32 protein-coding genes and 1 tRNA gene are annotated in these 22,226 nt (G+C 40.4%); all 33 read right to left on the reverse strand.

The window, feature by feature from the left end; all coding sequences use genetic code 11:
• Positions 1-852: hypothetical protein (locus J6I68_RS14225; RefSeq protein ID WP_292221282.1), on the reverse strand; the 852-nt coding region annotated here is incomplete at its 3' end.
• Positions 853-1,345: 493 nt separating this feature from the next.
• Positions 1,346-2,224, reverse strand: a complete 879-nt coding sequence (locus J6I68_RS14230) for a hypothetical protein (RefSeq protein ID WP_292221284.1) — start codon at positions 2,222-2,224, stop codon at positions 1,346-1,348.
• Positions 2,225-2,303: 79 nt separating this feature from the next.
• The gene (locus J6I68_RS14235) at positions 2,304-3,803 is read right to left on the reverse strand and encodes an NERD domain-containing protein (RefSeq protein ID WP_292221285.1); all 1,500 of its coding nucleotides are present in this window, start codon (positions 3,801-3,803) and stop codon (positions 2,304-2,306) included.
• A 332-nt stretch (positions 3,804-4,135) separates the two neighbouring features.
• A complete protein-coding gene (locus J6I68_RS14240) occupies positions 4,136-4,312 on the reverse strand; it encodes a hypothetical protein (protein WP_292221286.1) in 177 nt (58 codons plus the stop codon).
• Positions 4,312-4,752, reverse strand: coding sequence for a hypothetical protein (locus tag J6I68_RS14245; RefSeq protein WP_292221288.1), 441 nt, complete (start codon positions 4,750-4,752; stop codon positions 4,312-4,314). The genes J6I68_RS14240 and J6I68_RS14245 overlap by 1 nt, the downstream gene beginning before the upstream one ends.
• Positions 4,753-4,834: 82 nt before the next feature.
• Positions 4,835-5,332 (reverse strand): hypothetical protein, encoded by a 498-nt coding sequence (locus J6I68_RS14250; protein WP_292221290.1) that lies wholly within the window; start codon positions 5,330-5,332, stop codon positions 4,835-4,837.
• A 294-nt stretch (positions 5,333-5,626) separates the two neighbouring features.
• Positions 5,627-7,501: a hypothetical protein gene (locus J6I68_RS14255; RefSeq protein ID WP_292221291.1), complete on the reverse strand. Its 1,875-nt coding sequence runs from the start codon at positions 7,499-7,501 to the stop codon at positions 5,627-5,629.
• A complete protein-coding gene (locus tag J6I68_RS14260; protein WP_292221292.1) occupies positions 7,473-7,997 on the reverse strand; it encodes a DUF3850 domain-containing protein in 525 nt (174 codons plus the stop codon). The genes J6I68_RS14255 and J6I68_RS14260 overlap by 29 nt, the downstream gene beginning before the upstream one ends.
• A complete protein-coding gene (locus J6I68_RS14265) occupies positions 7,994-8,272 on the reverse strand; it encodes a hypothetical protein (protein ID WP_292221294.1) in 279 nt (92 codons plus the stop codon). The genes J6I68_RS14260 and J6I68_RS14265 overlap by 4 nt, the downstream gene beginning before the upstream one ends.
• Positions 8,248-8,421: a hypothetical protein gene (locus J6I68_RS14270; protein ID WP_292221295.1), complete on the reverse strand. Its 174-nt coding sequence runs from the start codon at positions 8,419-8,421 to the stop codon at positions 8,248-8,250. Before J6I68_RS14270 ends, J6I68_RS14265 begins: the two co-directional genes overlap by 25 nt.
• Positions 8,418-8,678, reverse strand: a complete 261-nt coding sequence (locus tag J6I68_RS14275; RefSeq protein ID WP_292221296.1) for a hypothetical protein — start codon at positions 8,676-8,678, stop codon at positions 8,418-8,420. The genes J6I68_RS14270 and J6I68_RS14275 overlap by 4 nt, the downstream gene beginning before the upstream one ends.
• An 11-nt stretch (positions 8,679-8,689) precedes the next feature.
• Positions 8,690-9,025, reverse strand: a complete 336-nt coding sequence (locus J6I68_RS14280; protein ID WP_292221297.1) for a hypothetical protein — start codon at positions 9,023-9,025, stop codon at positions 8,690-8,692.
• Positions 9,012-9,254 (reverse strand): hypothetical protein, encoded by a 243-nt coding sequence (locus tag J6I68_RS14285; RefSeq protein ID WP_292221299.1) that lies wholly within the window; start codon positions 9,252-9,254, stop codon positions 9,012-9,014. Before J6I68_RS14285 ends, J6I68_RS14280 begins: the two co-directional genes overlap by 14 nt.
• A gap of 161 nt (positions 9,255-9,415) precedes the next feature.
• Positions 9,416-9,595 (reverse strand): hypothetical protein, encoded by a 180-nt coding sequence (locus tag J6I68_RS14290; protein WP_292221301.1) that lies wholly within the window; start codon positions 9,593-9,595, stop codon positions 9,416-9,418.
• Between the two features lie 265 nt (positions 9,596-9,860).
• Positions 9,861-10,220, reverse strand: a complete 360-nt coding sequence (locus tag J6I68_RS14295) for a hypothetical protein (protein WP_292221302.1) — start codon at positions 10,218-10,220, stop codon at positions 9,861-9,863.
• 121 nt (positions 10,221-10,341) lie between these two features.
• Entirely contained in the window at positions 10,342-10,758 is a 417-nt protein-coding gene (locus tag J6I68_RS14300) for a hypothetical protein (protein ID WP_292221303.1), read from the reverse strand.
• A 334-nt stretch (positions 10,759-11,092) separates the two neighbouring features.
• Positions 11,093-11,163, reverse strand: a tRNA-Ile gene (locus tag J6I68_RS14305).
• Between the two features lie 95 nt (positions 11,164-11,258).
• The gene (locus J6I68_RS14310) at positions 11,259-11,873 is read right to left on the reverse strand and encodes a hypothetical protein (protein WP_292221304.1); all 615 of its coding nucleotides are present in this window, start codon (positions 11,871-11,873) and stop codon (positions 11,259-11,261) included.
• 7 nt (positions 11,874-11,880) lie between these two features.
• Positions 11,881-12,207 (reverse strand): hypothetical protein, encoded by a 327-nt coding sequence (locus J6I68_RS14315; RefSeq protein WP_292221305.1) that lies wholly within the window; start codon positions 12,205-12,207, stop codon positions 11,881-11,883.
• A 475-nt stretch (positions 12,208-12,682) separates the two neighbouring features.
• Positions 12,683-12,817 (reverse strand): hypothetical protein, encoded by a 135-nt coding sequence (locus J6I68_RS14320; RefSeq protein ID WP_292221306.1) that lies wholly within the window; start codon positions 12,815-12,817, stop codon positions 12,683-12,685.
• 12 nt (positions 12,818-12,829) lie between these two features.
• Entirely contained in the window at positions 12,830-13,186 is a 357-nt protein-coding gene (locus J6I68_RS14325) for a phosphoenolpyruvate carboxykinase (RefSeq protein WP_292221308.1), read from the reverse strand.
• 246 nt (positions 13,187-13,432) lie between these two features.
• Positions 13,433-14,170, reverse strand: a complete 738-nt coding sequence (locus J6I68_RS14330; RefSeq protein WP_292221309.1) for a hypothetical protein — start codon at positions 14,168-14,170, stop codon at positions 13,433-13,435.
• Positions 14,171-14,320: 150 nt separating this feature from the next.
• Positions 14,321-15,685, reverse strand: a complete 1,365-nt coding sequence (locus tag J6I68_RS14335) for a transposase (RefSeq protein ID WP_292221311.1) — start codon at positions 15,683-15,685, stop codon at positions 14,321-14,323.
• Positions 15,686-15,776: 91 nt separating this feature from the next.
• Positions 15,777-16,154 (reverse strand): hypothetical protein, encoded by a 378-nt coding sequence (locus J6I68_RS14340; protein WP_292221312.1) that lies wholly within the window; start codon positions 16,152-16,154, stop codon positions 15,777-15,779.
• Complete coding sequence (locus tag J6I68_RS14345; protein WP_292221313.1) at positions 16,151-16,579, reverse strand: hypothetical protein; 429 nt, start codon at positions 16,577-16,579, stop codon at positions 16,151-16,153. Before J6I68_RS14345 ends, J6I68_RS14340 begins: the two co-directional genes overlap by 4 nt.
• Positions 16,579-16,962 (reverse strand): hypothetical protein, encoded by a 384-nt coding sequence (locus J6I68_RS14350; protein WP_292221315.1) that lies wholly within the window; start codon positions 16,960-16,962, stop codon positions 16,579-16,581. Before J6I68_RS14350 ends, J6I68_RS14345 begins: the two co-directional genes overlap by 1 nt.
• A complete protein-coding gene (locus tag J6I68_RS14355) occupies positions 16,959-18,167 on the reverse strand; it encodes a hypothetical protein (protein ID WP_292221316.1) in 1,209 nt (402 codons plus the stop codon). Before J6I68_RS14355 ends, J6I68_RS14350 begins: the two co-directional genes overlap by 4 nt.
• Before the next feature lie 69 nt (positions 18,168-18,236).
• A complete protein-coding gene (locus J6I68_RS14360; RefSeq protein ID WP_292221318.1) occupies positions 18,237-18,584 on the reverse strand; it encodes a hypothetical protein in 348 nt (115 codons plus the stop codon).
• 10 nt (positions 18,585-18,594) lie between these two features.
• Positions 18,595-18,924 carry a hypothetical protein gene (locus tag J6I68_RS14365; RefSeq protein ID WP_292221319.1) on the reverse strand — a complete coding sequence of 110 codons (330 nt, stop codon included), beginning with the start codon at positions 18,922-18,924 and terminating at the stop codon, positions 18,595-18,597.
• A gap of 198 nt (positions 18,925-19,122) precedes the next feature.
• A complete protein-coding gene (locus J6I68_RS14370) occupies positions 19,123-20,727 on the reverse strand; it encodes a DUF4942 domain-containing protein (RefSeq protein WP_292221320.1) in 1,605 nt (534 codons plus the stop codon).
• Positions 20,728-20,798: 71 nt separating this feature from the next.
• Complete coding sequence (locus tag J6I68_RS14375; protein ID WP_292221322.1) at positions 20,799-21,455, reverse strand: hypothetical protein; 657 nt, start codon at positions 21,453-21,455, stop codon at positions 20,799-20,801.
• Positions 21,456-21,540: 85 nt separating this feature from the next.
• Positions 21,541-21,909, reverse strand: coding sequence for a hypothetical protein (locus J6I68_RS14380; RefSeq protein ID WP_292221323.1), 369 nt, complete (start codon positions 21,907-21,909; stop codon positions 21,541-21,543).
• 1 nt (position 21,910) lies between these two features.
• On the reverse strand, positions 21,911-22,222 hold the full coding sequence (locus tag J6I68_RS14385) for a hypothetical protein (protein WP_292221324.1): 312 nt from the start codon (positions 22,220-22,222) through the stop codon (positions 21,911-21,913).
• Between the last annotated feature and the right edge of the window lie 4 nt (positions 22,223-22,226).

Below are 22,226 nucleotides of genomic sequence, written 5' to 3' on the forward strand. Positions count from 1 at the left end.
AGATGTATTCCATGTATAGTAGTGAGGATCTGTCTTGCCGGTACGCTTGTAAAATCCATCATCAGGGTCTTCAGGGAACTCTGTTGGTTCAACATCCTCTTCTCCGCAAAACAGAATATATCTGTCAAAGTGAGTTCTGATAGACTTAGGAGATGCCCAGCCGTATGCATGAACAAGGTCATCAGGGGATTTTCCTATACCCACATTGTCATAGACGGCGGGTTTGTCATTAGTCGGATTTACAACTTCTACTAAAGAATGGCCGGGCCCATTAAAAGACATACCTGAATACCATCTTCTAACATCTTGAAAGTTGTAGTTTTTTGTGACCATTACGCAATCGACTTTTATATAACATAGTTCACCACTTTCAAGATCCGCAAGCCAGTCTCCGCTATATGCCCCTATCATAGCTTTAATTTCATCGAGGTTAAAGCCGAAATAGGAACGTGATGTACCATCGCCCTGTACAACATTTTGCATGGAATCAATTTTATAATCAAAAGCTATCCAATCCTCCTTTATTGGAGTTTTGGTTCCCAGAGCGCATCTTGTAACTGTTAAACCGATTGTTTCATATGCTATTTTTGAAGTAAGTATTTTATCGTGCGTGTCAAGATTGTCTTGCCCGGTTATATCTTCCGATACATCATCGACGGCCCAAATTTCTCCCGAACTTGATGATAATGTAAGTCCTGAACGTGTTCGAGATGTTACTCCTGTAGATAAACTATCATAGGCTGCTTCCGCCTTAATTGTTGCATCAGGAACAATACTACCTATAGGGGAAAGCAGCGAAGCTATTAGTGATGCTGTTATAGCTAATGAGGGTAATATTTTATGTTTTCTCAAAATTTGAAATCTCCCTTATGTAGATTAAAACAACCTATTACGCATTAAGTATATTACACCTATAGCGAATTTTCAAGACTAAAAAATCTCCCGTAGTCCAATCAAATGTCGCACGGGAGACTTATATGCCATTCTTTTAAAGGTTATTATTGCTTTGGATGTGTAAAAGACTATGTGTTGTAAGAATTATGGGTAAATGATAGTATAAATAATGCCGTGTACCTCCAGCAGAAAGGAGGTGGTAGCCGTATGGAATCATTGATTGCTTTTCTAATCTCTGTGTTAGCAAGTGTAGTCGCCTACTACATTTGCAAATGGCTAGACAGGGACTAACAACACGGTACTAGCCTAAGTCTAACTCGCTTTAAAGAGCAAGAAACCCTCGATGCGCCTACATCGGGGGTTTCGTTTTGCCATATAGAACTATTGATTGCTTTTAATGCGTTTCCGCATATTCATAATACAATATTGCCATATATGTTTCAAGTGTTTTTTAATGCCTACACTTATATACTACCACTCCGACAATTATTCCGATAAGTATTATTGCACCTACTCCTATAAGGATGTAGAGTAATGTGGTATTAGCAGGTATTTCTTCCTGCTGCAAGATCTCACCACATTCAGTACACTTAATTACTCTAAGACCAGGTTTTATAAGAGAGGCATTCTGAGATACTTCCCATTTTCCTTCAGTGTGAGGGAGTTTATCTACCATCATGGTTTCTACGGGCTCTCCACATACAGTACAATACCTTACATTTCTACCTTCTTCGGAGCAAGTGGCTTCTTTCTCTGTCACCCAGTCTCCGGCTTTATGTCCAAGAGCAGGAATGACTGACTCTATTGTATCGCCACAATCAGCACATTCCTTAGTTTCTGTTCCGGTTTCAGTACATGTAGGCTCTTTGGTGACGGTAGATTCGTAATTATGGGATTTCATGGCAATTACTTCTGTATAGCTATCACCGCAGGAGCAGGTGTATGTCATTTCTCCGGCTTCGGTGCATGTTGCGTCTTTTGTGACTGTAGCTGTGTAAGAATGGGTGTGAGTTTCTTTTTTCTGTGAAGCACCTGATGATGAAGTTTCTCCGGTAACATTGTTTACACCTATTTCTTCGGCGTAATCATTGTACTTTTGTTGTAATTCATTGGCGGCAGATTGCGGATCGTTAGGATCGTAATCCACGCCCCATATTTCTTGTAAATACCTTATCTTTTCGTCTTGAGTTACAAAACCGTTTCCGTCATAGTCCATATCTCCATATTGATATGACCAGGTTTTTTTGATTGTAAAAATGGGAATTAGCATGGTAATTACAATGGCTATAACAATAACGCTAAATATAATATTGTATCGTTTTGTTTTCATGATTTATCCTTTCAAAATAATGTTTTACTGATTTATTACGCCTTTAGTATACACCATAAGCGAAATAAATGCAATACATTTATTGTTTGAAATGACTCTTTATTTTGTTATATGTTTCCTTGTAGTTACCGCATCTTAATAGCTCTGTATAGGTACGTTTTGCAATCATTGTATCAGATGATTTTATCCAAAGATCCAATTCTTTGTCATATACTGCATAAAAGGCATCCTGAATTGAAAATTCTGAATCTACGCCGCATAATATTGACAATCCCGTTCTGTTTATTTTGCGGATGTGTTTGTCTATATCTCTGGTGAATATTCCTTTAACCGGGGCGTAGACATATACAAAGTAGTAATTACCTAAAGCCTTAATCAGCTTATTGTCGGCATTCTTTTCTCCGATCAATGTTAATGTTTCTACAAGATTATTCCATGCACCATCCCAAAACTCTTTTTCAGGAAAGATTGCGCTATAGTCCATGACTTCAAATTCTCTTTCACTGTCATTTTGGTTTATCGAAGATATGAAGTCTTTAAGTGCTTCTACTTGCTCTGAGGAAATAACATCATCCAGTGATGAAAGATAATCCTCTACTCCCGTTATGTTCATGACCGGATAGCCGTTACTATTTATCGCCGTCTCAGGGTTATTGATTATTACAGCCTCTTTGACTACTTTTATATCTGCAAGCTCTTGGAATTTTCCGCTCTGTTTCAGCAATTCTCTGATTATAAGTGCATGATACCGGGTCTGCCCTAATGGATCTTGCTCTACAATCTTCCCATCATGTGTTCTGTATTCGGCTCTGCCAGTATCCACTGCGATTGAAGCATAATTGTTGTTCTTTACTTCAAATGTGATAATGCCTTTCTTTGAGATATATACAAGGTCATTCTCGCTCATCCTGTCATCCTGAAATGGATCATCAAATATGACGTTACTATATAAGCCCTCTGAGCCAACAACACTTTCAAGATAGCTTCTAATATGAGATTCACCACGATAGCCTTTGAGCAGCCTTTTTGCATCTTCTTCCAATTTTGTCAACGCCTGGTCTATGTATTCCATGTATAGGACAAATTTACTGATGTTTTTAGCGAGATTAAGGCATGTTTCTTTTGCTTCCGGGTCATTTATTGTATTAAGCCCTGACAAGCTTGCAAGATAGGACCTGTAATCCTCACTATGAATGTTTCCCTCGTTCTTTTGCTCATACATGCACTGCGAAAACAGCGCTTCGCACATGAGAAGAATGTCACTAAGTTTTGCTTTGGAAATACCCTTATACTCTACTGTGCCATCCTTATTAAGGCATCCGCCATAGGCCTTTACGAAGTCACTATTGGAGGCGGTTGTCATGAAACCATCCCAGGGTGTAAGGGAAAGCTTTCTTATAGCCTGTTTATGTGATTCAAGCAACTCTTGTAGCGCAGAATATCGGGAACAGATTTTCTCAGAATACTCCTTGTTTAATTTTATGATCTGATTCTTTGGCATTTCTGATCCGCATTTACTGCAAAAGCTATTTGAGTATTCTATTGCTTCACCACAGTTACTACACTTAGTCTTAGACATAAGATTACCTCCAAAAACATATATCACAGGATAAATTTGAACTTTGGTACACAGATGTGTTTGTGTATATTTCATTATAATTATTATGCGTTGTAGAATGCAACGGATTGGAAGTAATTCTGATAATACTATTGCTTCTAGCTCTTGCACTTGATGTTTAAATACTTTAGGATTTACCAGGGCAGATATGTCAGGCAATTAGCCTATATACTTGATAATAGGAGCGTTATCGAGGAAAAAATCCGCAATAATGGTATCGCTGATGATGGTTTAGATGATTAACATATTAGAAAAGGGATGAGGCAAACTTACATTGCATCATCCCTTATGTTTTATGTAAAACTTTCGATATTCTGTTTCTTTGCCTCCAAGCTTCGAAGCATTGCTGCAAACATTTCCTGCGTGGCCCGATCAGTAGCAACAAGCTTATCCATGCGGTCTAGCTGTTCTCCGAGAGCCTGTGTCAGTGGCCCGTCACAGCCCTCATTCATAAGTCTGTTATAGAGCATTATACCTTCAATGTACGTGCTTTCTCCTTCTTTTCCAAAGGACTGTCTAAAACTATCGGCGGTTCTTGTAGTAACTCTCCTGTTTTCAAACATATCTCTTCATCCTTTCTATTAACGGCACCAGTCATTTTCTGAGCCGCCGGTAAAGTGATCGCATCAGTTACACTCTGATAGTCAGGGTTATCCTGCGGTACAGAATACTCTATATGCCATTCCCAGTTATAATTCTGATTATTCCAAAGGATAATATCGTTTCTTACATCTACAGCCATATCCTTCCTTGAAAAGCTTCCGAGGACAACGAAATCTGACTGTACAGAAGTACGGGCAATAATATTGTAATTACCCAGCAATGTTTTTGATGCGCACACTTCCAGTATGTAGATATGCCTTAGATTGACTGCTATGTTTCTATCCTGCGCAATTATTATGTTTTCCATTGAACCTTAAACCTCTTTTACTTTACTCTCCTAAAATTCTCAAACTTTGACACTTCCTTCTGATACTCTTAGGCATCGTTATTCATCTGTTCTGCCAGATACTTGCCAGTGCGGGTACTTTATATCTGTAAAAGCTGTCTGTTGCATTACTTAGAGAATCTATCCGCTCTCTTAAATATCCGAGACCGCCTAAAGTATCATTCCAGAACTTCATGGCTTTCTCATTCTTATCTATCGTAACAAGTCCGATATTGCCTTTATGCCCTGCTATGAAATCATGGATTACTGTCGTCATAAACCTCTGATCCCTGTACGCTGGCATGATGTACGCCTCTGAGATGAACCATCTGCATCCCGATTCCATCTGCTGCTCTTCATCAAGATCCTGCACCATTAGAAAGCCAATAAGTGCATTTGTGTGGGCATTGCGGATAGGTTTCACTTCCATATCCGGCATCGTCATCATATCTTCGAACCAGCCTTCAAGTTCGTTTTCAAAGTTTTGTCCTGTATATGTCCACAGCTCACGTTTGTAGCTCTGGTACATATGGAACAGTTCTGTTTTTGTCTGTGAGTCCATAGGCCACTCTCCTATAATAAATGTGCCAGATTTGTTTATCAGCTCGTCTACGTTCACTTCCAGTGTATCTGTTTAACAATTCTTAAGCTGACTTTTTCCGCTTCTTTTTATCATTCTTTGGCACAGGAATATCTTTTATCAACTCCTGCACATAATCCCATATTTCCTTTGGAGCTCCACGGTCTGCTTTCGATTGGATCTGAACAACCTTGTATCGGCCTTTCTCCGTTATGAATTCCAAGGTATACCCTTTGCCATTATGCGTTAGATGGTATATAGCGCATCTGTCTTTATTTACATATCTGCATAGCTGGCAACGCAATGCCTCATAAGCTTTCCTTCCAGGATAATGCGTTTTCTAGTCCTGATCTGTTCGAAATCTGGAGGAAGCTGTTGCGCGAGAGCATTAAATTTTGAGTTTTTCGGAATCATTATCTTCGCCGTCTTGCTATTTTGATTGGCAAGTACAGTGTCAATATTCTGCTGCGTCATCTTTGTTATCGAACGCCACCTGAGACTTAGTTTTTCTTTTTCATCCAGTGTGTTTATAACATAGTCTTTGGTCTCTGTATGAATGTCGTTTCGTCTATTGGGATATAAGCATTCTAATTTTTTCGTAAGGTATTCTGTGACCACGGCCTGTGCTACAGCATTTGCTTTTCTTGCGCTTTTACATGTGTATCCTGTTAGAACATGCTGCGTAAATGCGTTATATAAGATGCCTTGTGACAAATCATCAACATATGGCCTTGTCTTCATATAAGCATAGCCGCATGGAATCCCCATCTTATTAAAATCTATATCCTCGGCATTCTTGTACAGAGACTTCATGAGCTGGTTGCGGTTCTTATAACCCATGCATGAGTTCCACAGAATTGACGGGAAAGAGCTGTGAGCATTGATCGTTTCCATGCAGTCTTTCACAAGGTCTTTATAAACATAGCTATCTTTAATGGCGGGAATTTCCAGGATTTTGTCAAGAATCTCCATCCCGTGATATGCATGGAACATCATAACTATATCTCGTACTGTCGCCTGTTGGTATCTGCTATATTTCTTTATATAGATTGAACCGTTTTCATAGACGATGATTTTGCCTGCATTCTTATAACCCTTTGTTATGATGCGTTGACCTTCATTATTTACACATACCTTTAGTAAGTTTGTACATGCAAATTCTATAAATACTGGCTTGTCTTCATATAGCTCTCTAGGTACTGATACGGATATTTTAGTTGAGCGAATATTGAGACTGCCTGTGAGAAGCGTCTTGTCTCTCATGTATTCAACGTTTTTTCTTTCTTGTTCGTCCTGATATTCTGTATATTCTTGTTCTTCACATCCTTTAAACAGCTCATGAAAGTATTCCGTCTTTTCAGGATTAAAAGCGTCTTCTGCTGCTAATATATCCTCCATGACGGTTTTTGCGGCTGTTTCTGCGGAAATACCCTTATTTATATAATCCTGGACATATATTCTTCCATGACACTTTTCTTTAAGAAAATCAATATATTCACTCTCTGTAAGTTCCTGACTGTTAATCCTGTCGTATTGAGCTTGTCTTCTATCGAGTTCCCACTCTGTTCCATAGTCTTCTTCAAGTTTCTGCTTGGCTTTAATCAGAAGCAGTAATGAAAGGTCTGTTTTGTACTGACTCATAAACATAGCCAATAGTGATGAATAGAATTTTGCATAGTAAATCAGAGTGTTCTTATCGAGCTTGTAATCATCGCAATATCTGCGCCTACTAAAACGCTTGTCGCTGATGATGTCTGGAAGGTGGAAATAACTGATACTACAAGTGCCGAATTCATTCTGGAACCACCCGGCGGTTTTGCAAAACGATTCATCAAGATCCTGGAGGTGGCTTCTAAAGCCGCGGATGCTGTTCATGGCGTCGGAGCTATTTTTGAATACATCCGGCAAAGATAGATATTCCTTATATGTTAAGAGCGTTTTTTCTCCAGTCCACAAATTGTATGCTGATCTGCCGAGTCTTACATATTCATATGCCTTGTCGGCGGGAAAGTCATTAATACTTTCAAATACTCTCAGAATTTCAAGAAGTGTATTTAACGAAAGGTCTTCCCTGGAGAGCATTGTATGCTGATCTTTATTAAGTTTTATCTTTTTTGCTCTTTCAAGTAGTTGTATCTGACCTTTTCTCATCTTCACCTCGTTTTTCTGTAGCTACAATCTCACCGCATACCTCAATCCCGATAATGCAATAGCCGTCCATCAAACCATATTCAGGACAATTCCTAAGAACATACGTGACAAGACATCTTACCTTACGGCCTGTATAATCACCATCCCATTCACACAGATCCAGGATGTTTCCAACCTGGATATTATCCTCATCTTTGCGAAGTTCAAATGGTTTTACACCTGTTACTACATCCTCATAGTATTTTGGCAGGATCTTCTTTTTAATATGCTTTGTTGTGGACTGTTCATCGGATAACCGTCTTGCGTATTCAAATGGTATAAACAAAACATCACTTTTGAGAAGTTCATAAATAGTCTTTTTGTCCAGATGAAGTTCTTCCGCTGCGTCCTGTACAGTAATCTTCTCTTTCTTAAGTAGAGAAATTACTGTTTCCAATCTCTTCTCTTCTTGCAGGGTGGCTTTATATTTACTCTCATCAAATTCTGCAAGGTTCATTTTTCCGCCTTTCTGATCCTTTTAATCCCTTCAAGCCCCACCTGGTATATAGCAGCCATCTGCCGCCCTTCGGGTGTCTTAAGGTCACATTTTGCCTGCATGTTTTTATAAAATCCTTCTGCAAGGTCGATTGTGTTCTTTGTGATGATCTGACCATTACAGTAAAGTGTACCGGTATCAGGATCATAACGGGACTCTTCGTATTTTGTCTGTGCATAGTCTCCCGCACCCATTGATGCGGCGAGCTGATTTATAAGGTCTTCTCTTTGTGCCATTGTTTCTCCTTTATTTTTACTGTCGATTTCTGTCCGGTCTGCCTTGCCAGCTCCTGCTTGCTCTTTGAGAGACATTTAAGTCTGTCGTCGCATTCCTGACATACCAGGTAAACAACTTTTTTTCCTGTTTCTGGACATATTCTGCTCATATTTTGTTCTCCTGAAATGGGAATCCACATTCGATCAGTTCTTCCTTAAACTCTTTCAGCACATCATCAATGCACCCTGTATCTGTCTCGAAGTAGTGAGGTCTGTTAAAGTTATACTGCCAGACCCATTTATCATCTTCCTGATATATCATCAGTACGCTGACATGTGACTGCATGGCGTTTGGATTAGATGTTATGCCAAAATCTCTTGTGAAGTGGCATTGTTTACAACAGTCAAAAAACTCATCTCTTGTCATTGGGCCCCTCTCTAAGCACTTCGGAAATATCTTATTGTCGATATGATGGTGGCAATCAGTACAATCGTTACAACACAGAAGATGTAAAATCCGGGAGCCCTTAATTCAATCGCTCCGTGATATACCTTGGCAAAAGGAGCTTCGTCAATCACAAATGCCGCCGCTGATACCAGAAATAAAGTAAGAGGCGGGATAATCTTCATGGACTGCTTTTGCTGTATACGCGTCCTGATCGCTATTGCCAGCATAATGCCAGCAAATACGAAACATATTGCATAAAAAGGAGCTATGTGTATCGATGTCGAGTACAGGTCGATATCTGCGGGAATTGAATCAATCTCCTGCATACGTTACCTCCTCAACTCTGTAATCATAGTAGTCATGGATTCCATAGGTTATCTCGTCTTCATTCTCACAAAACCATCTGTCAGCATCTTCTTCTGAGCTGAATCTCATGCAATCCTCTTTTTCGCAGGCATTGTTTATTTCGCCTTTGTAATATCCCAGATAGCCTTCATAATATTCCCTGTCTTCATGGTCATACCATCTGTTCCAGATGATGTATTGCTTTTCCATATCACTCCTGTGCCTCCCATGGATATCTCATTGGCATACCGCAGTCAGGGCACTTGTCCTTTCCGTAAGATTGTGGCTAATGACGGTGCTAACTCCTCCCTTCTTCGTAGAGGAAGGGGATTGCGCACCTATTTATTGTTCAAACATAAATGATCCTTTTTTTAATCTATATATACAGTGAGCTTCTTATTACAGCACAAGCATTCAACAGTCTGTGCCTCGACAATACCAGTCGGGGTGAACGCGTATGTAAACTGCGCACCGTCGAAAGCCTTGGTTTTGCATTGTTGTGCATGTTCATTAACCCATTTATCAATCCTCTGATCTGTTACAAATTGCATACACGGCCCTCTCTTTCCCCGCGCTTTTTACCAGCTCCATTTATAATTTGGGCAGTTCTCAGGTGTTACATTTGTCGTCGGATCTCTATACTCACAAGGAAGCGTCCTACACGTTGCACAGCGGTAGCCTGTATGGTTTCCATACCTTTTCTTACATTCAAGGGAACAGAATGCCTGTCTGCCCTTTCTTGCTATAAACCGCCGACCGCAGTTTGTACAAAGCCTTGATACGTTAGTGCTCATATATGCTATATATGTAGCCGGTTTACTCTACTGCAACATGAAATTCGCCCTTGTCGCAGCTAGTCTTTACGACAATGCCTGTAAACTGAGGGAATAGAACTTTTATTTTGTCTACATCTGAGGCATGATGAGTGAAAAGCATTTTACGGCCATTTTCGAGTGTCATATTTACATAGTTCTGTGCAGCTTCTCCTGCAACTTCGTCAATAGCTGAATATGCTTCGAGAACGGTATCTGTTTCAGAGATTATTCTGAGCAGTTCCTTATATGTGGTTGTTTTTCCTGAAGCCATCATGCCTATAACGGCAATATTTTTCTGTGCCTTAACCGCTTCCTTGAGCTGCTGTTCCTGTTCGTTTGTAAAAATAGTTGTGTTTGCCATGGTTGTGTTTTCCTTTCTGATTATTCGTGTGATTATCATTCTTCATGCGTGACGAAGAGAAAAAATTATATAAATATACTGTCGCCCAAATGTCACGACAACAGATAATTATATCTATGTGTTATTTGTCTGATGTTACAATATTGAATGTGAGCATGTTGATTTTATCGTCGGAACTACGCATTACTGCGCATACATACATATCAGTAGGTTTGATATAGGTATCGGCAGCAAATTGATCTATTAACGCAGAGTTAAAAGCGTTGTACTCTTTTTTAGATACGCCATTATCTATTACAAAGGTGATTGCGTCATCAGCAGAGCTGTTCTGAAGCAGAGATATTATATTTGAACCACTAACAACACTACCATCCCATGCCGTGTACATTGCTTCTTCTGTCGATACATAACACTGAGTTTTGTTTGTTACCGGTGCTTTCAAATAAAACAGAAAGAATATCAAGATAATAACAAGCATTATAATGGTTATGATAAAATTCTTACGTTTAATTCTCATTTTAAAGCTCTTTCTTTCCATAGTATTGTCCTTAGTTCTCTGTGATGCTGTAACACGCCACAGAGATATCGGCCTCACCCGAGTTGAGTGTGCACCCTCTTCTCAGGAAAGATCCAGTGAATATCGCAGCTTATTTCGCAGAGACAGTTTAGATACTGTTTGCGGGCTGTCCTCTAAGATATTCCTGGCAGAAAATCGTATAGCCAAAGTCGGTTTTCTATGCAAGGTGTCCATCGGCACCTGTGACTCCTCATGCAACACGGCATGTGAGCTATTTTGGATCGTCCACTAAAGCAGGACCTCTCTAAAGGGATTCTGTCATTTCTCGGATGGTGAGAGGACTTTCTCTCCCTAATAGGACAGACAGGAGTTGAACCTGTATTACAACCATATAGCGGCGCGTTCTTCCACATGAACTACTGTCCTAAACACTTGTGCTTTCTCATTTGTCCCGAAGGAACAGCGAGCTTTCACGGGCACTCCGAAGAGCTCCGAGGCATGTTCTATTTCCTAACTCTTTTTTATAAATAACTTGCGAGAAAACCCCTTCCGACAAAATCGGATGTGGGATGAATCGCCTTTACACGAACAACTGTTCGTGGTAAAATAAGTATATCGGAACCTTGAAAACTGTATATATAGGGTTGTGCCATGAATCTAACAAACCAAGAACCTATGGCACGTAAAATATACAAGGTGTTAGTTCCCACGCGCCACAAGCGCATATATATAACACTTAAAGTATGCCGAAGGGTTTGCCCAACGGAGTAGTGGCACCGTGAACGTGCCTTACTATACTGCTTTGGTATTGTAGAAACCATTTCTGATGCTATCAGTGATGGTGGTTCATATGTCTCCATTGTGGTGACAATGGAGTTTTTCTCTCCATAGAAGTTAAGACCATTTCCGCTATATACATCTGCATAGCAGCTCTTTATTTCATAACAAACGAATATTCCTTTTTCTATGTCTGACGCATAGGTGACGCCTGACGGCTTAAACTCCATCACGTCAATCCTCTTTGGATGTGATGTGCCATAGTCTAAAGTCACTTCCTTGGCATAATACTTCCGGTCGGAAAGTCTTGTCTCTATGAGTGTTTTTGTCAGAAATTTGGTTGTCTGTTTTCTATCCATAGCTAATTCAGCCTCTTATTCTTGTAAAAACCTTATCGAGCTGCGTTTCTTTTTCAGTAAGCTTGGCACAAAAAATAGTCAGATCCTCTTCGCTTTCATGGATTGATGGTTGGATTTCATCTTCATCTATATACTCAATAGGGTCTTTATAGCCATCCTTGGCGATCATATGAACACCGGCATGCTCTACTCCTGACAAAAGAAACTGTTCTACAGCCTCTCTCCTTGATTTTGCCGGATAGAAGCCCCAGTCGAAGTGCCCATCGTCGCACTTAAATGTAATGTAAAATGGATATAATTCTGATGCTTCAGGGATTAACTTCTCATTTATCATCTTCTTCTCCTTTAGACCCTTACTCAACATGTAGTTCTATAATAAGTTGCTTTGAATCAATTATGTACTTGCCTGTTCTTGTCGAAATTTTCTTGGTGGTCGTCCAAAAGCTTTTTAATGCTTTTGGTATTAGGGTGGTGAGTCAGGACTGTCGGTGTGTATGTATTTAAGATACTGTCTATGGTAACTTTTACATCTTGTTTTTTGATTGAAGGATTTGTTGCCGAACTTTCCATAATATTATCTCCTTATTGTTGACTTGTTTTTAATATTAGTAATCTTACAGTGGGCAACAAAACGATTACGATATATATAGTTATTGAAATTAGCGCTAAAAATATAGCCATGCTTACAGACGCTGTGGTTTGGATGATTAGTAATTTGATGATTGCAGGAAGAATGTTTACAGTTGTCCACATGCCATAAGAAACAGTGCATACTGCGCTAAGAATTACTAATAGAGTTCTGGTTTTACTCATATTTTTGCTTTGTCTCCTTTGCTTTTTGCTACAACGATTTTGGCAGCATTATTCATGTCTGCAAAAAGTTTCTTAACATCCTTGTTTGATAGCTTGTGCTGAAATACAATTGGAAATGCAATACCAGACATAGGCGCTCCTTCCTACCACCATTTTGAAAAGATGGATATAAACTCTTCTTTAGTTCCATAATGCTCAAGCCAGTATTCCTGACAAAGCCTTTTTATTTTAAGATCAAGCTCTCTATTGAAGTGGATTCCATAATCCGCCATGTCGTGCCAGTCTGCACGGAGCGGGATCAGGAAGTGATACTTCTCAGAATTTGCTTTATTAGCTCCACCAAATACATGATGTACATGAATATCCGCATTATCCTTATTAGAACCGGTTATGTAGCAGGTCCTTAAGTCATCCGTGAAGATACTTGCATAAGGATACGAGGGTTTGTATGCTGCCTGTCTCGGCTTCTTTGCGCTACTATTTTTAGACTTGTTAGTCACAGAAGCGCTTGCTCTTAGCGGTTTATATGTATTTAGCCCTTTTTTTGCTCTTAGTGGAGTCTTGGCTTTTAGTGGTGTTTTTCGCTTTAATGTAGAGTACAATAATCGCCTCTCTTTCTTAATACGCTATCTGTATATTATATTAGCACGACTATACAATTAAAGCAATACAAATATTACACCATTTAAGGCAACAAAAAAGAGCCTTTCCGTGATGGAAAAGCTCTTGATTGACTATTTAAGGTATTAAATATATCCGTGTTCTTCCCAGTATTTCTTGACTGCTTCTGCGGCATCTTCACCACAAGCATCTTCTATCTGCCGTCCGGTAAATCCTGCATCATACAAAAGTGAATAGAAATAATCTTCATCAGGAAGATATTTCTCTAGCCAAGCTGACAGGGCTTTGAGCCTGTCAATCTGGGTTCTCTGAGGAGATATTCCCTGAACATCCTCAAATCCCTCTACAAGCTCACTGTAATCAGCGCCGTAGATTCTTGAAGAATTGTTTTTGGGGTCATCTCCTGCTGCAATCATCTCATCGTCGGACGATGGAATACGGATATCCCTCGTCTCTAAGAAATCCTCAACTACTTCGACCATGTTTGAAGAGGCTGCCATTCTCTGTGAGTTTATCTCCCAGCACGCTGATGTGATAAACTTTATGAACTCGCCACCTCCCTGATCTTCAAGCTTGAGATAGTACTCTACAGAATCAGCGATATCGGACACCTTAATGGTGATGTCTTCTTGGCTGCCATCGAGGTCCTTGAAAATTACAAGAAACTCTGTTACAAGTCTTCTCTCCGGCTCAATCATGGCGTAGATGTCAACATAACCATCGCCTTCTTCCTTACCAAAAACACTTCTTGCCATATCAATAAGAGCATCGCACTCTATCATGACATCACATACAGGCTTAGGCCATCTTTTAGCATCCATCATATATTCTGAAGCAGTGTCAAGTTTAATATCAAATAACATATTTCCTCTTTTCCGACACTGCCCCATAGGGAACAGTGTCTTAGTTGTTCCCATATAGGGGTGTGTATAGTGTGAAGCCTCACACGACTAAAGTCGCGTGCTTCCATACCCCGTTTTCTAGGGCATGAACTCATTGACTACAGGTACAGCTTATACAGCGATACCAAGTTCCGCAGAACCCAGTTCTCCATTTAAGCTAATTAATGTAGCCAACGTGCAGGTGCTTCTCTTCGCACAACCAGGGACTTTTGCCTCGATGCGCTGCCTCTCCCTTGCGGGTAAGGTCTTTAATATCTCCCTGACGAAATATCTTGCACCTATGTTGTAGGACGCTGATAAGTCGCAGTTATAAATTTTACCATTTTGAAATTCACACAAAGAATAATTGTTACTGGTCTTTGTGGATTTATTACCCCTGAGTACGGCCCCGCTTCCATCAAAAGCAAGTTTCGATGTGCCCCATGCATTTATATGACTTACATGCATGCCATTCACATGAGCCTTATGTGTCACCATGGACTGTACGTAACGGGCTTTCCATAATGCAAGACGCTGTTTCCTGAAACCACGTTTCTTTTTGCCGATATCAAGATGTTCGAACACTATACAGTCCACATCATAGAGGATTGCCATATCCATGATGAATTTTGCCGTCTTAACAGCAATACCATCATTGACGCCCTTTGCGTACGCCCAGAGGTTTGACACTTTACGTGAACCGTGACGCTGTGCGCGTTTTATATGGTCTATCTTATGATTCAGAGAGTCGTATTCTTTAGGAAGTTTTAAAAAATGTCTTCCTAAGACCGTGCCATCTGACTTTAAAACAGAACATGTTGCACTTGAATTTATACCAAGATCCACTGAAAGTATCAATTGTTCCATTATGGGTGTTTCCTTAAGTTTAGACTTCTCTTCAAATGGAAAATCCAGATACCACTGTCTGCCACGTTTCATGAGCGTGGGTGCACATTCCTTCATACGTCCGCAGTGATGGATTATGTAGTCTACATCTGACTTACGTAACTGAACTGTTATCCAGTCCCATGTATTGTTACGGAACACTTTTAACTGTGCCGCATAGTCATCCTCACGGATAAACATATTGTCACGGTAGAACGCCGGGTAACAATATCCTGCTTTTGGATATGAAGGTTTTTCTCCACGGGTACGTGGATCGGATTCTTCCCAATTTGTAAGGTTGCTCTTATAGGATGACACTTTACCTATAGCTTCAGCTATGGCTGCACGCCTTAAGTAACAGGGGAATTTGTAAAATCCATGATTTTCCATTCCGAACGGATATTGTACATCAGGATGTTCTTTTGTTGATACAGTTACTGACTCAACCAGTGTTTTTCTTTCTGTTAGTCTGTCCGGTACTGATATCAGCTCCCATTCCTTTAAGCAGACATCTATGAAGAAATCTACAGCGGAACGGTATATACGTATAGAATCTTTAAAGATGTGCCTATATTCTTTTATCTTCACTGAATACGCAGATAAGACTTTCATTCCGCTACTCCTTTCTTTATTGTTCTGCTTTTAGCGGCTAACTCACGACTAAAGTCACGAGCATGCGCCGCCCTTTTTGTCAAAAATAAGATTACTTATATGTCTTCCATTTGCCGTTTTCAAAGACATACACATAGTTGACATCGCACTGAAGCATATCATCTATAGTCTTGAAGAATGCATTGTCTCCCTCGCCGTCAATGACGCCTCCCTGGTATTTGTGAAGCAATAGATAACGACCGTTTGGAAGTGCTTCTGCTCTGTCGCCCTCTTTCATATAGTCGTTTATGCTTCTTGGGCCAAGGATTGTTGAGAAACTTTTTGTCTGGATCAGGCTCTTTACAGAGGCCTCATCTTTAAAATAAGTCCTGAGTTCTTTCCCAAGATGAGAAGGCCCGCCGTCATTCCAGTTCCAACAAGTCTCATACCCGCCTTTTACGGGAAGTGCGATAATAGCTCTTGTGCTCATATATTTTCCTCTCTTTCATTGTATTTTCCTTCTTTAAAAAGCTTTTCTATGGCATCTACAAGCTCTGCATAGGAGTGCTTGCTGGTCTTGTAATCAGCCTGTACTTTTCCGGGCTCATACCATTCAACAACTATGCCTTTTGCATCATATGATGCGCCGTGAAGGGCGTATGAGTTGTCAGGCGTAAACCTGTATCCGCAAAAGCCTCCAATGCCAAATTCATTTTTAAGCTTTTTGATCTTTTCCTGTTTGGAAGCGCCGTTTATGAAGAGTTCTAACACTCTTTCCTTGCTTCCAACATAGCTTCCTAAATGTCCTGCGGCGAATCTGAGAAGAGGATCAAACTCTTCTTCAATACTCTGCGCAAGACTTCCGAGATAGTCGAACAGATTTATCTGCCCGGCTATCTGAATGTCTTTTGTCATTAAACACCTCTTCCTTCGTAGAACTCTGAGAATTCTCTCTCAGAAAGTCCTACGATTTTTGCTGCGATATTGCGAAGGGTGACATAAAATTCTGTCTCCCACTCGCCTCCGGTACGTTCACAACCAAGGTCATCGTCCCACCAGGATGCACCGTAGTTATGTGCTGCCTGTTCGAAAAGCGCAACATAGGACTTTATCTCTTCCTTATCACCCTTTTCAAGAATATTCTCAAAAGAGATATAATCAGCGTATAACCGCTGACTACTGAGAACATCTTCCAATGTGGGTTCTTTGTACCACTTGCTCTTTTTATACTCTTCGCTATATCTGTCCTTTTCCTCCTGAATTAACCGATCTCGGTACTTATGAAGTTCCTGTATCATCCGATATACCTCCAGATGTTACAGTCATCCATTTCCTTGATAAGAGCTCTTGTGCCGTGGTCTTTAGCATACTGAAGACATGCTCTGATATTCTGAGTGATGTCGTCAGTTTCAAGACTGTCACACCTGAAAGCTATCTCATCAAGAAGTTCCTGAGGCACGTTATCGATCTCATCAGCACTGATGTTTTCCCCATCATAGAAGGTAAACTTCTTCCATTCATCAAAGATGATCGGCTTAAGCTCTTCCTTTGAGAGAACTCTCGGTCTTAAGGTAGCCTCGATGTCATCCCCAAGAAGTGTCTCTCTATGAGTAGAATCTTCTGTGGTGGCGTCGCCCCAATTTACAATATTGATATTTTTGCCATCGGACTCAGCCATCGTCACATCAATTTCAACATCGTGCCCCTTTGGCTGAAGCATCACGCAGATGCCGGGATGTTCAGGATCGGTAAGACGATATGCTCTTAAAGTTCCTACTTCAGTATGTACTTTAAGGTCGGCTACACATGAGAGCTGCTTGCCTGTGTATTTTGTGTACAAAGCTTTAAGCTTGTCAGCTTCTTCGTCTACCTGAGTCTCAAAGAGCCATTTCATGTATGCAGCATCCTGATACTCTGCATCGAGGAATTCTTCCTTATCTGCAAAAATCTGACTGCCACCGAAGCCTTCCTGATACAGAAAGATATCTCTTGCCTGCATAGCTGCTCTTTCAAGATCTGATGCATCGAACACATGCCCGTGGCCATACTCACCATCTCCAAAGTCTTCAGGATCAAACATATCCTGCTCGTACTTCAGCATTACCTTGTAAAGATCATCAAGACTATATCCATGTGACATCATCCACTCAAGCTGATAGAGCTTATAGCAGCGGTCTTCAAAGATTGCCTTTTCAGCTTCTTCTCTAACCTTAGCTGTCACATCGTCGTACATGCGCTCAACATCCTGTACCATTTTAGTTATATCGCATGAGATATTGCCGTAAACATAGTGTTTCTTACCTATGTTCCATGAGAATGAAAACCATGAACCGGCCTCGTCCTCATGTTTAAAAACAGATATATCTTCAGATTTTGTGAGATCGAGAGAAAGATTTATCTTTCCTTCCTGCCTTGGCTGAAGGTGAATAAGCTTTCTGAGCTCTGTGCAGATATAGTCTATAGTTCCTTTTCTTACGTCGATTTTCTGTACAATTATTTCCATTATGTTTTCCTCCAAATATAACTGCCCCTCGATATCGAGGAGCAGCCGTTTACTGTTATTATTGTGGGGTCAGTACGCCACCTTTCCTGTTTCCCATATACCTGTTGGAAATCCTTCTCTTGAAAGATCTTCAAATGAATTGATGTTCACATGGTATGACGGGTCAACATTTCCGTTTTTCCACCAGCCCACGGAAAGCTGAACAAGGACTCCATCTCTGGGGCTTCTATGAAGACACTTGAATTCTTCAGAATCCTTTAAAGTGATGTAGTCTATCTTGCCAGCGATAAGCTCTGAAAGAAGTCTTTTCATGATCAGGTCATTCCTGTCGCTAAACTTTTCATAGGGCTTGTACTTTCCAATGCATCTGATGTTGCGACATGCTGCATCATGCAAGTTTTTAAGACGTACTTCCATGGCAGCCTCCTTATGCGGCTAAAGAACAGAAGTCAAGCCTCTTAAACTTCTTCTTGCCCATTATTGCATCTATACAAGCAGCAACAACAATCTTGTCTTTAACATCGTTAAAGAGTGCTTTGGCAACATCCATGGATGAGCACACCTTTTCCTGATCAAGGTTGTATCCCTTTACGATAAGAGTATTCTTCTCATCGATAGCAACATAAACCTCGCCATTTTCTGTGTCCCATGCTGCAAAAGTCTTTAATACTCTCTTCGGCATGGTCACAACTGCCTTGATTGAAAACAGGCTCTCATCAAAGAGCGATAACTGTCCCTCAATGTCATAAAGTTTCATTTTAAATTCCTCCTTATTTGGTTTGGTAGTTTATTGGTGATTTATGTAAACGCCGGAATCGGCGGATTTTTAATAGATAGTCATATAACGCAAAAAAGAGCCACGGCTGAACTGCCATGACTCTTAAATGTTTTACGTATGCTATTTGACGTTACAAACATTATACCAAAAGTGTATTTTATTTGCAACTACTGAAACTCAGGCTGACTTATCTTCGAGAAGTGCTACATTATTGGCATCAAACAGATAATAGCTTGTATTGGCCATTGTCTTATTGTATGATGCTTCGCCCTCGAAGTCGTCGATAACTGCCTTTTCTTCTGCATTCATCTCTGAGTACATCTTCTTTCCATAATCCTGAGGAAGCCATCCCTTCTTCTGAGAGCCGAAGATATTGAATTTCTTTAACAGCTCCTCGTCTCTGAATACGATATGGCATGTCCCCTTCTTATAAAAAGTGATGTCGAAGTACTTCAGACGAATATTTTTTGTCTGTCCGGTGCGCTTTGCATAGCTAAGAGCTGAGAATACGCTTATTCCATCAGTAAGACCACCATCCAGATAGTTAAGGGCCTTCTCGATATCTGAGATTTTCTCAACTACGCTGTAGTTATCGGGCTGATACTCTTTACTGCCCCATCTTGACCATACATCTGCATAGAAAGGTATGATCACCTTCTTGTTTATCTTCCATGCCGAATTGGTCTTCCATCCGTTGTAATAGTGGATGTTGTTTGATGAGTCATACCATGAGTACTGATGAGAAAGCTCATCAAACAGCTCGATGATGCAGTCCTCGATGCCTTTCACAAGATTCTGATTCATCTTTATCTGCATCTGCTTTATGTTATAAACAGAAAACTCATAGTCCTTAAGCTCGTTGACTTTGCTTAAGAAGTCTGTTTGCAGATTGGATGTCATCTGTCCTGTGATCCTCTTATCCTTAAACAGAGCTGACCAGTATTTCATTCTTTCCTGTTCAACAAAACTGTTAATGGAAAGCTCATATTTGTTGCTCTTAAGTTCAAGAATCGGGTGAGAATACTTAGAGTATTCCTCATCCAGGCTATCAAGAAGCCTTGGCGCAAGTGCCCTGTACTCTCTGATGAGTCTTATTCCGGCCTCAACCTCAATCTCGTACCTCTTTACGATAGCTTCAATGAAGTCATTGGGTGCAAGATCTGTGATGTCCTCCTGATAAGTTCCCTCAGAATAATACTTCTTTTTAAGTCCATCAAGGATATCCGATGTATACTCCGGCTTATCGTAGTGTACCTTTACCACAGCAATCTCTACATTAGTCTGCCTTTCTGCTGATGAAAACTCCTGCTGCATGTACTCAATAGAAGCTCCTGCCTTTTCAAGCCTGTCTACAAGCGCTTTTCTAAGGTTTGCATAAGGATTTCTTATTGTCTCAGCATTCAGGATAAAGACTACATCGCCTCCTGACTTTTCCTGCATGTCCAATGCCTTCATAAGGTGCTTGTCGCCTTCTGAGAAGGGCGGATTTGCAATGATAAGGTCGTAGGTCTTATTGGTCTTATAGGTAAGGAAGTTGTCATGAACAACTCTCATATCCTGACCGATAAGTGTCTTCTGAAGTGTTTCATCCAGTTCGATGCAGTCAAAAGTGATACGACTGTTGTAGTGAGGATAGCTTCCTGCCACTTTTTCAATATACTTTACTATATCTCCTTTGCCCGCAGATGGCTCAAGGACTGTTCCGATATAGCGGTAGTCCACCCCATCAAGGATTTTATCAAGAAGTGTTTCAGGTGTCGGGTAAAATTCTAATAATTCCATTTAAAACCTCCTAGTACCCCTGCCATAAGCAGGAGTACATTGAATCAATGTTTCCTGCTTTAGGCAGTTAGTTACCATTCAGTTTTAATTGTATAGCGCTGCCCTCTTTCAAGGATGCAGATTTCTTCAGGATATGCCTCCATCTTGTGACCGTCTTCGAACTCGATATTCCAGGCAGGTAAGCATTCAAGATCCCACTCAGGTGCCTTGCAGCGTCCTGTTACTTTGAAAGGCTTTCCGATATAAGGAATATCTTCTTCGTTATAGCCTGATACATCAGGAAGTACTGGCTCAAAACCAACCTCTTCGTAGATTTTGAAAGCCTTATTTACATAGCCCTTCTCATCCTTTTCAGAAAGCTGGTCCCGACCATCGCCATCCTTAAGATACTTGGCATCGAGCTTTTTGAACTTCTCAGAGCCTAAGTCAATGAGTATCCGTTCGAATGTGGCGATAACATCACGGTCTCTTTCAGATGGCTCATCGACTATCTCATCCTTAAAGTCTTGAAGAGCTTTGTTAGCCTTTCCTCCGGCATAGCCGATATACATTCCTGCGACTGCATCATAATCTGTGCTGTCGTTAAGGAAATGATATGTGGCTTCTTCTCTAGCATTTTCCTCGGTGTAATCTTCGTCATCAGCATTGTTTTTCATTGCCTCATCCATTGCTTTTGCAAAGACGGTCTCGAAATACTTCTGATAATCTTTTGCGTTCTTAAATTCCATGTTGTCCTCCAATCTACAGACTCCCCATAGGAGAGTCTGCATGTAGTGTTAACAGTTACTCTCCCTTAGGAGACTAATAAATTAGTTATTTCTGAGGGTAGTCTCTCAGAAGCTGTTCTTTCTTTGCTTCGATAATCTTATCGGGATCAGTACCAAACCTGTTAAGCGGCCCGGTAAATGGATCTCCACAATACCAGTAAGCTGTTCCGCCATTATTGATATGCTCCATGATGCTTGTAGGAATATCCCTTTTATCAAAGTATTTGTTATCAAGCTGTTCCTGAAGGTTATCCTTAGTTACCTTTGTGAGGGTAAACAGGATCTGTCTGAACTCATCGACTTGATACTTGAGACGGATATACCCACCTTCATCTGAAAGAAAAAATTTTCCATTATCTTTTTCCTCAAACCCTGTATATGTTACAGGGCCGTTCTTTATCTGTGCTATTGCCATTTTAATTCCTTTCTTCGCTAATCCTGATATGTTCTGGTCTTATTTTCATGGTGGTATAGACTTCATAATCGCTTCCTGAGTACTCCAACTGATAATCATCCGGAAGTGTAATTTCAAGGATTACAAGGTCATCGCCATAAAAGGGTTCAAGCCATATCGGAATCATTTCCTCAGCGTCTTCTAGTGTCTGAAATAACCAAATTGCTTTTTCCGACTCGCCCATCTCAGAAGCATATGCTCCTTTTTGAGGTATAAGGCCTTTTTTAAAAATGCCATCAAGATTATGACTAGGGGTTACGTGGTATAACTTCATGGTT

Origin of the sequence: Butyrivibrio sp. (assembly GCF_017940685.1) — a bacterium.
GTDB lineage: Bacteria > Bacillota > Clostridia > Lachnospirales > Lachnospiraceae > Butyrivibrio.